General features: G+C 69.6%; 11 protein-coding genes. 7 read left to right on the top strand and 4 right to left on the bottom strand.

Features of this window, described 5'->3' with window-relative positions; genetic code table 11:
- The first annotated feature begins 158 nt into the window (after positions 1-158).
- From argS to IAI53_RS10645, 5 genes are all read left to right on the top strand, one after another.
- Positions 159-1922: an arginine--tRNA ligase gene (gene argS / locus IAI53_RS10665; protein ID WP_187718187.1), complete on the top strand. Its 1764-nt coding sequence runs from the start codon at positions 159-161 to the stop codon at positions 1920-1922.
- 15 nt (positions 1923-1937) lie between these two features.
- Complete coding sequence (locus IAI53_RS10660) at positions 1938-2507, top strand: SPOR domain-containing protein (protein WP_187718186.1); 570 nt, start codon at positions 1938-1940, stop codon at positions 2505-2507.
- 76 nt (positions 2508-2583) lie between these two features.
- A complete protein-coding gene (locus tag IAI53_RS10655; protein WP_187718185.1) occupies positions 2584-3222 on the top strand; it encodes a thiol:disulfide interchange protein DsbA/DsbL in 639 nt (212 codons plus the stop codon).
- A 32-nt stretch (positions 3223-3254) separates the two neighbouring features.
- A complete protein-coding gene (locus IAI53_RS10650) occupies positions 3255-4043 on the top strand; it encodes an SDR family oxidoreductase (protein ID WP_349771919.1) in 789 nt (262 codons plus the stop codon).
- 104 nt (positions 4044-4147) lie between these two features.
- The gene (locus tag IAI53_RS10645) at positions 4148-4552 is read left to right on the top strand and encodes a PilZ domain-containing protein (RefSeq protein ID WP_187718184.1); all 405 of its coding nucleotides are present in this window, start codon (positions 4148-4150) and stop codon (positions 4550-4552) included.
- 51 nt (positions 4553-4603) lie between these two features.
- On the opposite strand, the gene IAI53_RS10640 is transcribed toward IAI53_RS10645, so the two are convergent.
- The 3 genes from IAI53_RS10640 to IAI53_RS10630 form a co-directional block, all read right to left on the bottom strand.
- Positions 4604-7249 (bottom strand): TRAP transporter permease, encoded by a 2646-nt coding sequence (locus IAI53_RS10640; protein WP_187718183.1) that lies wholly within the window; start codon positions 7247-7249, stop codon positions 4604-4606.
- A gap of 121 nt (positions 7250-7370) precedes the next feature.
- Positions 7371-8342, bottom strand: a complete 972-nt coding sequence (locus IAI53_RS10635; protein WP_187718182.1) for a TAXI family TRAP transporter solute-binding subunit — start codon at positions 8340-8342, stop codon at positions 7371-7373.
- A gap of 183 nt (positions 8343-8525) precedes the next feature.
- The gene (locus tag IAI53_RS10630; protein ID WP_187718181.1) at positions 8526-9827 is read right to left on the bottom strand and encodes a D-amino acid dehydrogenase; all 1302 of its coding nucleotides are present in this window, start codon (positions 9825-9827) and stop codon (positions 8526-8528) included.
- A gap of 105 nt (positions 9828-9932) precedes the next feature.
- Here IAI53_RS10630 and IAI53_RS10625 point away from each other — a divergent pair, with 105 nt between their 5' ends.
- A complete protein-coding gene (locus tag IAI53_RS10625; protein WP_187718180.1) occupies positions 9933-10883 on the top strand; it encodes a LysR family transcriptional regulator in 951 nt (316 codons plus the stop codon).
- Positions 10884-10908: 25 nt separating this feature from the next.
- On the opposite strand, the gene ald is transcribed toward IAI53_RS10625, so the two are convergent.
- Positions 10909-12027, bottom strand: coding sequence for an alanine dehydrogenase (gene ald, locus IAI53_RS10620; protein WP_187718179.1), 1119 nt, complete (start codon positions 12025-12027; stop codon positions 10909-10911).
- Positions 12028-12095: 68 nt separating this feature from the next.
- Here ald and IAI53_RS10615 point away from each other — a divergent pair, with 68 nt between their 5' ends.
- A complete protein-coding gene (locus tag IAI53_RS10615; RefSeq protein WP_187718178.1) occupies positions 12096-12926 on the top strand; it encodes a helical backbone metal receptor in 831 nt (276 codons plus the stop codon).
- Positions 12927-12930 lie beyond the last annotated feature (4 nt).

Below are 12930 nucleotides of genomic sequence, written 5' to 3'. Positions count from 1 at the left end.
GCGGAAGGCGGGAAGGGAAAGGACGGACTTTATCGGAGAGCGCCGCGCGCCGTCGAGAGCCGTTGACGGCGGATGCTGCCGCCCTGTTGCGTGTGCTTACCCGGGCGTCGGGGCGCGATCCGTTATAATTCAGCGCTTTTCCCGTCCCTGCGAGTGCCATGAGCGCCGATCCGAAAGTTCTCCTCACCGACCTGCTGCGCGCCGCACTGAAGAGCGTCGCCCCCGAGCAGGCCGATGCCGCCATCCTGCTGGAGCGTCCCAAGCAGGCGAACCACGGCGATTTCGCCACCAACCTGGCCCTGCAGCTGGCCAAGCCCTTGCGCCGCAACCCGCGCGAACTGGCCGCCCTGCTGCTGGCCGAGCTGCCGGCATCCGGGCTGGTGGCCAAGGCCGAGGTGGCCGGCGCGGGCTTCATCAATTTCACCCTGGCCGCGGATGCCAAGACCGCGGTGGTGCGCGAGGTGCTGGCGCGCGGCGCCGACTACGGGCGCGGTGCACACAAGGGCGTGAAGGTGCAGGTCGAGTTCGTCTCCGCCAATCCCACCGGCCCGCTGCACGTCGGCCACGGACGCGGCGCGGCCTACGGCGCCTCGCTGTCCGACCTGCTGGCCTTTGCCGGCTTTGATGTCACCCGCGAGTACTACGTCAACGACGCCGGCCGGCAGATGGACATCCTGGCGCTGTCGACCTGGCTGCGCTACCTGGCCTTCTTCGGCGTCGAGGTGAGCTTTCCGCCCAATGCCTACCAGGGCGACTACGTGATCGACATGGCGCGCGAGCTGCGCGACGCCCACCAGGACCGCTTCGCCAAGGTCACGCTGGAGCAGGTGCTGGCCGGCACGCCCGGCCTGCCGCCGGCCGAGCGCAAGGACGACGAGGCCAAGCAGCAGCGCGAGGAGCATCTGGACGCGCTGATCGGCAACGCCAAGCGCCTGCTGGGCGAGGACTACGCCTGGGTGCATGGCTTCGCGCTCAACGAGCAGCTGAGCGACGGGCGCGAGGACCTGGCCGAGTTCGGCGTGCGCTTCGACAAGTGGTTCTCCGAGCAGAGCCTGTTCGACACCGGCCTCATCGAGCGCGCGATCGGCCAACTGGAGCAGGCCGGCCACATCTACGTTCAGGATGGCGCCAAGTGGTTCCGCTCCACCGACTTCGGCGACGAGAAGGACCGCGTGGTGCAGCGCGAGAACGGCCTGTTCACCTACTTCGCCTCGGACATCGCCTATCACCTGAACAAGTACGAGCGCGGCTTCGACCGCATCATCGACATCTGGGGCGCCGACCACCACGGCTACATCCCGCGGGTGCGCGGCGCGATCGTCGCGCTCGGCCTGCCGCCGGAGAAGCTGGAAGTGGCGCTGGTGCAGTTCGCGGTGCTGTACCGCAACGGCCAGAAGACCTCGATGTCCACCCGCTCGGGCGAGTTCGTCACCCTGCGCGAGCTGCGCAAGGAAGTCGGCAACGACGCCTGCCGCTTCTTCTACGTGTTGCGCAAGAGCGACCAGCACCTGGACTTCGACCTCGACCTGGCCAAGAGCCAGAGCAACGAGAACCCGGTGTACTACGTGCAGTACGCACATGCGCGGGTGTGCTCGGTGCTGGCGCAATGGGACGGCGACGCGGCGGAACTGGCCGGCGCCGATCTCGGCCGCCTGGAGAACGAGCGCGAACTGGCGCTGTGTGCCAGCCTGGCCGCCTACCCCGAGCTGGTGCAGAACGCCGCCACCGACTATGCGCCGCACCAGATCGCCTTCTACCTCAAGGACCTCGCTGCCGAGTTCCACAGCTGGTACAACGCCGAGCGCATGCTGGTGGAGGACGAGGCCCTCAAGCTCGCCCGCCTGGCGCTGGCCGCGGCGGTGCGCCAGGTGCTGGCCGGCGGGCTGGCGCTGCTCGGCGTGTCCGCCCCGGCGTCGATGTAGTTTTCGGAGACTGACGTGAGTCGCGACAGCAAACCCCGGAAGAAGTCCGGAAACCGGCCGGCCCGCAGTGGCGGCGGGATCGTCATTGGCATCTTCATCGGCCTGGTGCTCGGGGCGGTGTTCGCTGCCGGTGCGGCCTGGTACTTCACCCGGGCCAATCCCTTCCAGGCGCCGCCGACCAGCCCGCGGATCCCCGGTGCCGACCAGCCGCCGGTGGCGCTGCCGGGCAAGCCCGGCGACCGCCCGGTGGTGAAGCAGGACTTCCAGTTCTACAAGATCCTGCCGCAGGGCGATGGTGCGCAGGCCGAACCGGTGGCTCCGGCGGCCCAGCCCGCGCCGGCGCCGGTCGAGCGCCTCTACCTGCAGGTCGGCGCCTTCGAGGATCCGTCCGAGGCGGACAACCTGAAGGCGCGTCTGGCGCTGTCCGGCATCGAGGCCAGCGCACAGCGCGGGCGCACCGCCGACGGGCGCACGGTGCACAGGGTGCGCATCGGTCCGTTCGGCAAGCCCGAGGACATGGCGCCGATGCGCTCGCGCCTGGCCGAAGGCGGCTTCACCGCCACCGTGGTGCGCGCCGCGCCCTGAACCCGATCTTGCGCACGGAGCGGGAACGCTTCGTGCGCGGCACCGTCTATCTGCCGTCAAGCAAACGGAGAACCGCATGAACCGTCGTACCGCCCTGAAGCAACTCGCCGCCCTCGGCGCGCTCGCATCCCCCGTTGCGGGCGCCCTGGCCCAGCAAGGAGGCTTCACTGTCCTCAATCCGGCACAGCCGACCGACGACCCGGCGCGCATCGAGGTCATCAAGTTCTTCCACTACGGCTGTCCGCACTGCGCCGACCTCGCGCCGCTGATCCACCTGTGGGCCAAGGCCCAGCCGCAGGATGTGCATTTCCGCCATGTGCCGGTGCTGTGGAACAGCGCCCAGCTGCAGGGCCTGGCGCGCCTGTACTACACCGCGGAAGTCACCGGCGAACTGGAGAAGCTGCACCCGCAGATCTTCGGTGCGGTGCAGAAGGACAAGCGCCCGCTGCACACCGAAAGCGGGGTGCGCGAGTGGGTGACCGGCAAGGTCGCCGACGTGGAACGCTTCATGGAGACCTACAAGTCCTTCGGCGTGCAGTCCATGCTCCAGCGTGGCAACCAGCTCGCGGCGGCGATGAAGATCAGCGGCGTGCCCACCCTGGTCGTCGAGGGCAAGTACCTGACCGCCAGTTCGATGGCCGGCGGCCACGAGGGCGCGATCAAGGTGCTCGACCAGCTGGTCGCCCGCGTGCGCAGCGAGCGCAGCAAGGGCTGAGTCCCGATGCCGGCCCGCCTTGCGGGGTGTCCGTGAGACCGACCGGCTCGCCGCGTCCGCGGAGCGTGCTGATCACCGGCGCCTCCAGCGGGCTGGGCGAGGCGCTGGCCCGCCACTATGCGGCCGACGGCGCGCGCCTGGGCCTGGTCGCCCGCCGTGCCGAGACGCTCCACGCGCTGGCGGCCGGGCTGCCCGGCGAGCATCTGGTGCTGCCGGCCGATTGCGGCGATCCGGCCGCCATGCGTGAGGCGGCCGCGCGCTTCATGGCCGAGTTCGGTGTGCCCGACGTGGTGATCGCCAATGCGGGCGTCTCGGTCGGCACGCTGACCGAGTACGCCGAGGACGTGGATGCCTTCGAGAAGGTGCTGCGTACCAACCTGCTCGGCATGGTGGCGACCTTCCAGCCCTTCGTCGCACCGATGCGCCAGCGCGGCAGCGGACGCCTCGCCGGCATCGCCTCGGTGGCCGGCGTGCGCGGGCTGCCGGGCGCCGGCGCCTACAGCGCGTCCAAGGCCGGCACCATCAGCTATCTGGAAAGCCTGCGGGTGGAGTTGCGTGGCAGCGGGGTCAGGGTGGTGACCGTGGCGCCGGGCTACATCGCCACTCCGATGACCGCGGTGAATTCCTATCCGATGCCCTTCCTGCTGCCCGCGGAGCAGGCTGCGCCGCGCATTGCGGCGGCCATCTCCGCCGGACGGAGCTGGGCGGTGGTGCCCTGGCAGATGGGCGTGGCCGCGCGCGTGCTGCGCTGGATGCCCAATGCCCTGTTCGATGCCCTGTTCGCCCGTGCGGGGCGCAAGCCGCGCGGCCTGCCGCTGTGATGCGCTGATCGGCCTGCGGGTTCTATCAGCGCTCCGTCATGGTTTATGATCGGCGCCTAAGGCGGGTGCCCGGCGCCCGGACAATCATTCGAACAGGACGAGGGATGGACCGAGAATCCGTAGAGAAGCGGGGGCGGCAGCGCTTCCTGGCGACCCGTCGCGGGGAAGTGTGCTTCTGGGTGCTGGTCGGCGACCAGAAGCTGGCGCTCAATGACCTGTCGCCGGAAGGCTTTGCCTATCCGAGCAGCACACCGCCGCCGTCCGGGCGGAGCTTCGAATTCGTGCTGCAGCGGCGCGGCGTGCCCGACGAGATCCGCGGGCAGGCGCAGGTGGTGAACTATCTGCAGGGGCCCGATGGCGGACAGGCCGGCTGCCGGTTCGTCAAGCTGGAGGGCGATGGCGCGGAACGTATCGAGGACTGGCTAATCGCCCATGTCCTGGCCAACGCCACGGTGCGCATCACCGAGAAGGATGCGCGGGCCATCGTCGCCGGCGGATCGCTGATCTGATCTGATCTGATCTGATCCGCCGGCCGGTCTGTCAGGCGTCCCTCACGTCTTTCAGGCCGCGGGCGCGGGTGCCAGACGCATCCGCCGCCGCTGCATCACGACGACCAGGCCGAGAACGAGCAGGGTCGGGATGAACAGCCATTCCTTGGCGGGCCGCTCGGCAGGCAGCTCCACCGCCTGCACCACGAAGCCGAACTCGATGCCCAGGCGTTCCGCCTGAGAGCCGAACTGCACCCCGGATATCTGCAGATCCTCGCCCATGGCCATCACCGTGAGGCCGGAGAAGGCCAGGCGCTGACGCCCGTTGAGTGCTTCGCCGCTGGCATTGGTGGCAGGGCCCAGGGGTAGCAGCACGCCCTTGGCGACTTCCTTGCCTTCGATGGTGGTGCCTTCGATCCAGATCCGCATCCGGTCGTTGGCACGCGCCTTCTCGGCCAGTTCGATGAGCTGCCCGCCCGGGACGTCCTCGTAGGGCGGATAGATCATGTCCATGAAGTAGCCGGGGCGGAACAGGCAGAAGGTCACCAATAGCAGCAGCAAGGCTTCGTGGATGCGGTTGCGGGTGAAGAACCAGCCCTGGGTGGCCGCGGCGAAGGTGAGGCTGGCGAGTATCGCGCTGCTCACGGTCATCGCCAGCACCCACAGGTTGTCGATGCCGATCATCAGCAACTGGGTGTTGAAGATGAACATGAAGGGCAGGATGGCGGTGCGGGCGCTGTAGCCGAAGGCGGTCAGGCCGGTGCGGATCGGGTCGCTGTTGGCGATGCCGGCCGCGGCGTAGGAGGCCAGGCCGACCGGCGGGGTGACGTCGGCCATCAGTCCGAAGTAGAACACGAACATGTGCACCGCGATCAGCGGCACCAGCAGGCCGGTCTGCGCGCCGAGTTCCACCACCACCGGCGCCATCAGCGTGGACACCACGATGTAGTTGGCGGTGGTCGGCAGGCCCATGCCGAGGATCAGGCAGATCACCGCCACCATGACCAGCATCACCATCAGGTTGCCGCCGGAGATGATTTCGACCAGTTCGGTCATCACCAGGCCGACGCCGGTCAGCGTCACCGTGCCGACGATGATGCCGGCCGCGGCGGTGGCGATGCCGATGGCGATCATGTTGCGCGCGCCGGTGGCCAGGCCGGTGATCAGGTCCTGCACGCCGTGGCGGGCGGCCTCGCCGTAGTGGCCGGTCTTGCGGAAGAAGGCGAACAGCGGTCGCTGGGTGACCAGGATGAAGATCAGGAACATGGTGGCCCAGAAGGCCGACAGTGCCGGCGAGAGCTGCTCGACCATCAGGTTCCAGATCAGCGCGACCACCGGCAGCAGGAAGTGCAGGCCGGATTTCAGCGTGGGACCGATCTCGGGCAGGTACTCCATCGGTTCCTTGGGATCGTCCATGTGCAGCTCGGGGTAGCGTGCGCCGTGGGCGATCAGGCCGACGTAGGCGAGGAACATCAAGCCGCCGATGATGACGAAGGAGGCATCGCCGGCCAGCGTCTTGATCCAGCCGAAGCCGAAATAGACGATGGCGGCGAGGATGATCAGGCCCGAGACCGTCATCGTGGTGCTCACCATCGCCCGCTGCCAGGGCAGCGGTTCGCGCCGCGGGATGCCCTGCAGGTTCATCTTCATCGCCTCCAGGTGCACGATGTAGAACAGCGCGATGTAGGAGATCAGCGCGGGCAGGATGGCGTGCTTGAGCACCTGCACGTAGGGAATGCCGACGTACTCGACCATCAGGAAGGCGGCCGCGCCCATCACCGGCGGCATCAGCTGGCCGTTGACCGAGGAGGCCACTTCCACCGCCGCCGCCTTGTCCGGGCGGTAGCCGACGCGCTTGATCAGCGGGATGGTGAAGGTGCCGGTGGTCACCACGTTGGCGATCGACGAGCCGGAGATCAGGCCGGTGGACGCCGACGCCACCACCGCCGCCTTGGCAGGGCCGCCGCGCAGGTGGCCGAGCAGGGCGATGGCCGACTTGATGAAGTAGTTGCCGGCACCCGCGGTCTCGAGCAGCGCGCCGAAGAGCACGAACAGGAAGATGAAGCCCGCGGATACGCCGAGCGCCACGCCGAACACCCCCTCGGTGGACAGCCACAGGTGGCTCATCCCCTTGGCGAGCGAGGCGCCGCGGTGGGCGATGGTGTCGGGCATGTACTGCCCGAAGAACACGTAGATCAGGAACACCACCGCCAGGATCACCATGGGCAGGCCCAGGGCGCGGCGGGCCGCTTCCAGCAGCAGTGCCATGCCGCCCACGGCCACCACCAGGTCGAGCGTGGTCGGCAGGCCCGGCCGGTTGGCCAGTTCGGAATAGAACAGGAACAGGTAGCCGGCGCAGAAGGCGCCGGCGAGCGCCAGCAGCCAGTCGAACAAGGGCACGTAATGGCGTGGCGAGGACTTCATCGCCGGGTAGGCGGCGAAGGCCAGGAAGACGGCAAAGGCCAAGTGGATGGCGCGCGATTCGGTGTCGTTGAGGATGAAGAAGCCGAGCGAAAACGGCAGCGGCGAGGCGATCCACAACTGGAACAGCGACCACACGATGGCCGCGGCGAGCAGGAACTTTGCGGCCAGTCCGGTCGGCTGGCGTCCGCCGGTGTCGGCTTCGGCGACGATCTGCTTGAGGTCGTCGTCGCTCAGTTCGTGGTGCTGGATTGGGGTTTTGTCTTGATCGATGGAGCCAGAGTCAGAGCGGGCCATGGTCCGCACCTCCCGGTTGGTACGCAGGATGGCAGGTCCGCGGGCCGGCTCCGGGCCGGCAGGGACGCAAGCTTGCCAGAAAGCGGCGGGGCGGCCGCCGGCCGCCCCGCCCGAGGGTGGATTACATCCAGCCCTTTTCCTTGTAGTACTTCACGGCACCATCATGCAGCGGTGCGGACAGACCGTTCTTGATCATGTCCTCGGCCTTGAGGTTGGCGAAGGCCGGGTGCAGGCGCTTGAACTCGTCGAAGTTCTCGAACACCGCCTTGACCATGGTGTAGACCACGTCGTCGGGCACCGCGGTGGAGCTGACGAAGGTGGCCAGCACGCCGTAGGTGGTGGTCGGTTCCGGGTTGTTGGCGTACAGCCCGCCCGGGATGGTGGCCACCGCGTAGTACGGGCGCTCGGCGATCAGCTTCTGCACGGCCGGGCCGGTGAGCGACACCAGCTTGGCGCCGCAGGTGGTGGTCGGGTCCTGGATGTTGGCCGAGGGGTGGCCGACGCCGTAGAAGAAGCCGTCGATCTTGTTGTCGCACAGCGCCGCGCCGTGCTCGTCGGCCTTCAGCTCGGAGGCCAGCGAGAAGTCGGAGAGCTTCCAGCCCATGGCGTTGAGCAGCTCCTCCATCGAGGCGCGGGTGCCGGAGCCCGGGTTGCCGACGTTGAAGCGCTTGCCCTTCAGGTCGTCGAAGCTCTTGATGTTCGCTTCCTTGCGGGTCAGCACGGTGAACGGTTCGGGGTGGATGGAGAACACCGCGCGCAGGTCCTTGTTGGCACCGGCTTCCTTGAAGCTGCTGCTGCCATTGAAGGCGTGGTACTGCCAGTCGGATTGGGCGACGCCGAAGTCGAGCTCGCCGGCGCGGATGGTGTTCAGGTTGTAGACCGAGCCGCCGGTGCTTTCCACCGAGCAGCGGATGCCGTGCTGGGCGCGGTCCTTGTTGATCAGCCGGCAGATCGCGCCGCCCGCGGCGTAGTACACGCCGGTGACGCCGCCGGTGCCGATGGTGACGAACTTCTGCTGGGCCTGGGCCGGGGTGGCGCCCAGGGTGCCCACGAGGGCGAATGCGGCTGCCAGTGCGGTGAGCTTCTTCTTCATGCTTTCCTCCTGATGATGTTTCATCACGCGATTGGACGATCCCGTTCGGTGCATGCTCTCGTGGAGCATGCCCCCCGCTGTCGGGGGACGGAAAGTGGTTCAGCTTGGCATGCTTGATCCCCGGCTGTCAGCTAGGGATAGCCCGAAGTTATCGGCCTCTGCCGCTCGGCGCAAGGACATTCGTCATGCGCATTGCCGCCGCGCGCCGCCCGGGCGGGCGGCGGAAAGCGCGAACTCGTCGTCCGGAACCGCCGGTTCGCGCCCGGCGATGCGGTCGGCGACGATGCGGGCGCAGCCGCTGGCCAGGGTGAAGCCGAGCGCGCCGTGTCCGACGTTGAGCCACAGTCCGGGCACCCCGCTGGTGCCGAGGATGGGACGGCCGGTCGGCGTGGCCGGGCGCAGGCCGGCCCACGGTGCGATGTTCGTCAGATCGACGCCCGCGCCGAAGGTTTCACGGGTCTCGCGCACCAGGGTGGCGATGCGCTTGGCGGAGATGCCCTCGTCGTGGCCCACGATGTCCGCCATGCCGGCCACCCGCAGGTGCCCGCCGAGGCGGGCGTAGACGATCTTGCGCTGGAAGTCGGTCACGCTCAGCGCGGGGGCCGCGGCGGCGTCGCGCACCGGGGCGCTGATGCTGTAGCCCTTGAGCGGATAGACCGGCAGGTCGATGGCACAGCGCGCGGCCAGCGCCGGCGCGCCGACGCCGTTGGCCAGCACGCATGCGGCGGCGGGCAGCTCGACGGTTTCGCCGTCCGGGGTGCGCAGGGCGAGGGCGGCCAGTCTGCCGCCGCGCACCACCAGCTCGTCCACCGCGTGGCCGAGCAGCAGGCGCGCCGGGTTTTCGCCCTGCTGCAGGCCTTCGGCCAGCGCCAGGCAGAGCTTGTGGCAGTCGCCGGCCTCCTCGCTGCGGGTCAGGATGCCGCCGACGATCTGTCCGCGCAGGCCCGCCAGCGCCGGTTCGGCGTCCACACAGCCGGCGGCGTCGAGCGCGGCCTGCTCGCTGGCGAGTTCCGGCTGGCTGGCGAGCAGGGCGCGTGCCGAGGCGAAGCTCTTCGGGTCGCGATACACCACCAGTTTGCCGTTGCGCCGGTAGTCGAAGGCGAAGCCGTGGTGCTCGACCAGCTCGTGGATCATGCGCTGGCTGTAGAGCGCCAGCGGCAGCAGGGCGGCCACCGAGCGCAGCTTGTCGTGGCCGTTGCAGGCGCGCAGGAAGTCGGCGATCCAGCGCCACTGGGCGGGGTCGAAGCGCGGACGGAAACGCACCGGGGCGTCGCGGCCGAGCATCCAGGCGGGAATCTTGGCGAGGATGTCCGGATCGGCCAGCGGCGCGATGTAGCGGTAGCTCAGCTGCCCGCCATTGCCCTGGCTGGTGCCGCTGCCGACGACCGGCGCGCGTTCGACCACGGTGACGCGGTGACCGTCCTCGCGCAGCGCCCAGGCGGTAGTGAGGCCGACGATGCCGGCGCCGATGACGACGATGTCCATGGATGCTCTCCTGCTGGCTGAATACGGATCAGACTATAGCCATTGCGCAAGGCGGAAATCTTGCAGATCATGGGCATGGTTATGTTCGTAGGACATGGAGTCGACATGCGTCTGCGTCAGATCGAGATCTTTCGCGCGGTCATGCTGACCGGCTCGGGCAGCGAGGCGGCCCGCCTGCTCGGCGTGTCGCAACCGGTGGTGTCGCGGGTGTTGAGCCATGCCGAGATCGGCCTGGGCTTCGCTCTGTTCGAACGCCGTCGCGGGCGGCTGCTGCCCACGCCCGAGGCCCGCGCGCTGTTTGCCCAGGTGCAGCGCGCCTGGGGCGAGATCGAGCGCATCGAGGCGCTGGCCGCCAATCTCAGGCGCGGGGCCTCCGGCCTGCTGCGCGTGGCGGCGACGCCTTCGCTCGCCACTGCCCTGCTGCCGGACGCGCTGGCGGCGATGCGTGCGGCCCATCCCGGCGTGGCGTGCGACCTGTGGGCCAGCCACACGCGCGAGATCGAGGCTCATCTGCTGGCCTGGGAGGTCGATGCCGGTTTCGCCATCGAGCCGCCCGAACAGGCCGCGGTGGCGCTCACCCCCTTGTGCGGGGGCGAGATGGTGCTGGCCGCGCCGCGCGAGTGGGCGGCCGGCGTGCTGCGCCCCGGTGAGCGCGCCTGGCTCGCCGGGCGGCCCTTCATCGCGCTGGCCGAGGCCACGCCGCTGGGCGAGCGGCTGTCGGCTCGGCTGTCGGCGGCCGAATGGTCGCCCCGCCAGATCCTGCGCGTGCAGACCTATGCGCTGGCCGGCACCCTGGTCGAGCGCGGCCTGGGTTACGCCTTCCTGGACAGCTTCACCGCCGCCGCGCTGGACCCCGCGCGTGTGCTGCTGATGCGTACCGATCCGCCGGTCGGCTTCAGCCTGAGCATGATGAGTGCGGTAGGTTCGGCCCCCTCGGTGCTGCTCGGACGGCTGCGAGACTGCCTGGTGCAGGCTGCGGCAGCGTCTTCCGCCAGGCTGCGGACGCGCCTGGCGGCAGAGCCGCTCGATCTGCGCGGCGCGCAGGACGCCGGCTGAAGCCTTGCGCTTGCCGGCGCGGTGATCAGCCGTCCGGCAGCCCGGCCACCGGACGCCACGGCAGGTCGAGCGCAGCAGCCACCCCGGGGTGGGTGAGGTGTCCTTTGCAGACGTTGAGGCCGGCGGCCAGGTGCGGGTCGTCTGCCAGTGCAGCGCGCCAGCCCTTGCCCGCCAGCGCCAGCACGTGGGGCAGCGTGGCGGCGTTGAGCGCGTAGGTGGAGGTGCGCGCCACCGCTCCCGGCATGTTGGCCACGCAGTAGTGCACCACGCCTTCCTCGACATAGGTCGGGTCGGCATGGGTGGTCGGGCGCGAGGTCTCGCAGCAACCGCCCTGGTCGATGGCGACATCGACGATCACCGAGCCCGGGCGCATGCTGCGCAGCATCTCGCGGGTGATCAGCCGCGGAGCGGCCGCGCCGGGGATCAGCACCGCGCCGATCACCAGGTCGGCGCCGACCACCGCCTCGGCCACCGCGTGGCGGCTGGCGTGGCGGGTGGCCAGCCGCGGCCCGAAGCGTTCGGCAAGGCGGCGCAGCACGTCCACCGAGCGGTCGATCACCGTGACCCGCGCACCCATGCCCAGCGCGATCAGCCCCGCGTTGGCGCCGACGATGCCGCCGCCGAGGATGACCACATGCGCCGGCTCCACGCCCGGCACGCCGCCCAGCAGCAGGCCGCTGCCGCCGGCCGCCTTTTCCAGGCAGTGGGCGCCGGCCTGCACGCTCATCCGCCCGGCCACCTCCGACATCGGTGCGAGCAAGGGCAGGCCGCCGCCCGCTGCGCTCACCGTCTCGTAGGCGATCGCCACCACGCCGCTGGCGAGCAGCTCGCGCGCCTGCACCGGGTCGGGCGCCAGGTGCAGGTAGGTGAACAGCACCTGCCCGGCGCGCAGGCGGGCACGTTCGACCGCCTGGGGTTCCTTGACCTTGACGATCAGTCCGGCCTCCGCAAAGACCTGTTCGGCCGTGTCCACGATCCGGGCGCCGGCGGCTCGGTAGGCCTCGTCGGTGGCGCCGATCCCATTGCCGGCGCCGCGCTCCACCAGCACTTCGTGGCCGGCCTCGCAGGCCTCGCGCACGCTGCCGGGCGTGAGTCCGACCCGGTACTCGTGGACCTTGATCTCCTTGGGTACTCCGATGCGCATGGCCTCGTCCTCCCGGTGTCGCCGCGGCTTAGAATCCAGTCTGCAATGTACTCGCAAGCCGGACGAGGATGAATCACACACCCACCGAACTGACCGATGCGCTCGGTACCCAGCACCGCCCCGCCAGCGGCGAGGCGCGCATCGTCTCGCTGGTGCCTTCGCTCACCGAACTGGTCTGCGACATGGGGCTGGCCGCCAATCTGGTCGGACGGACCGGCTTCTGCATCCATCCGCGCGAGACGCTGCGCGCGGTGACCAAGGTGGGCGGCACCAAGGACGTGAAGCTCGACCTGGTGCGCGAGCTCGCCCCCACCCACCTGATCGTCAACATCGACGAGAACCGCCGCGAGACGGTGGAGGAGCTGGCGGCCTTCGTGCCGCACGTGGTGGTCACCCATCCCTGCACGCCCGAGGACAACTTCGCGCTCTACCGCCTGTTCGGCGCCTTGTTCGACCGCCGCGCCGAGGCCGAGCGGCTGGCCGCCGAGCTGGCCGCGGCCTTGACCGAGGCACACGCAGTGGCCGCCGCGCTGCCGCCCGAGGACGTGCTCTACCTGATCTGGCGCGAACCGTGGATGGGCGTGGCGCGCGACACCTACATCGCCGCCACGCTGGCCGCGGTGGGCTGGCGCACCCTGCCCGCGGCGAGCGATGCACGTTATCCGCAGATCGACTGGCAGGCGCCAGGGCTGCAGGCGGCGGCGCGGGTGTTCGCGTCCACCGAACCCTACCGCTTCGCCGAGCGTCACCTGGCGGAGATCCGCGCGCTGTCAGGCGGCCGCCCGGCGTCGCTGATCGACGGCGAAATGACCTCCTGGTACGGCAGCCGCGCAGCGGCCGGGTTGCGCTACCTCGCGGACTTGCGCCGCAAGCTGGTCGAGGCGGGCACCGTTCGGTAGGAGC

Origin of the sequence: Thauera sedimentorum (assembly GCF_014489115.1) — a bacterium.
Classification (GTDB): Bacteria; Pseudomonadota; Gammaproteobacteria; order Burkholderiales; family Rhodocyclaceae; genus Pseudothauera; species Pseudothauera sedimentorum.
This window is presented reverse-complemented; position numbering and strand designations above follow the sequence as displayed.

Bases quoted from the DNA above. Each gene is read 5' to 3' on its own strand.
- argS (WP_187718187.1), top strand. From the start codon at position 159: ATGAGCGCCGATCCGAAAGTTCTCCTCACCGACCTGCTGCGCGCCGCA.
- IAI53_RS10655 (WP_187718185.1), top strand. From the start codon at position 2,584: ATGAACCGTCGTACCGCCCTGAAGCAACTCGCCGCCCTCGGCGCGCTC.
- ald (WP_187718179.1), bottom strand. From the start codon at position 12,027: ATGCGCATCGGAGTACCCAAGGAGATCAAGGTCCACGAGTACCGGGTC.
- IAI53_RS10635 (WP_187718182.1), bottom strand. From the start codon at position 8,342: ATGAAGAAGAAGCTCACCGCACTGGCAGCCGCATTCGCCCTCGTGGGC.
- IAI53_RS10645 (WP_187718184.1), top strand. From the start codon at position 4,148: ATGGACCGAGAATCCGTAGAGAAGCGGGGGCGGCAGCGCTTCCTGGCG.
- IAI53_RS10630 (WP_187718181.1), bottom strand. From the start codon at position 9,827: ATGGACATCGTCGTCATCGGCGCCGGCATCGTCGGCCTCACTACCGCC.
- IAI53_RS10615 (WP_187718178.1), top strand. From the start codon at position 12,096: ATGAATCACACACCCACCGAACTGACCGATGCGCTCGGTACCCAGCAC.
- IAI53_RS10625 (WP_187718180.1), top strand. From the start codon at position 9,933: ATGCGTCTGCGTCAGATCGAGATCTTTCGCGCGGTCATGCTGACCGGC.
- IAI53_RS10640 (WP_187718183.1), bottom strand. From the start codon at position 7,249: ATGGCCCGCTCTGACTCTGGCTCCATCGATCAAGACAAAACCCCAATC.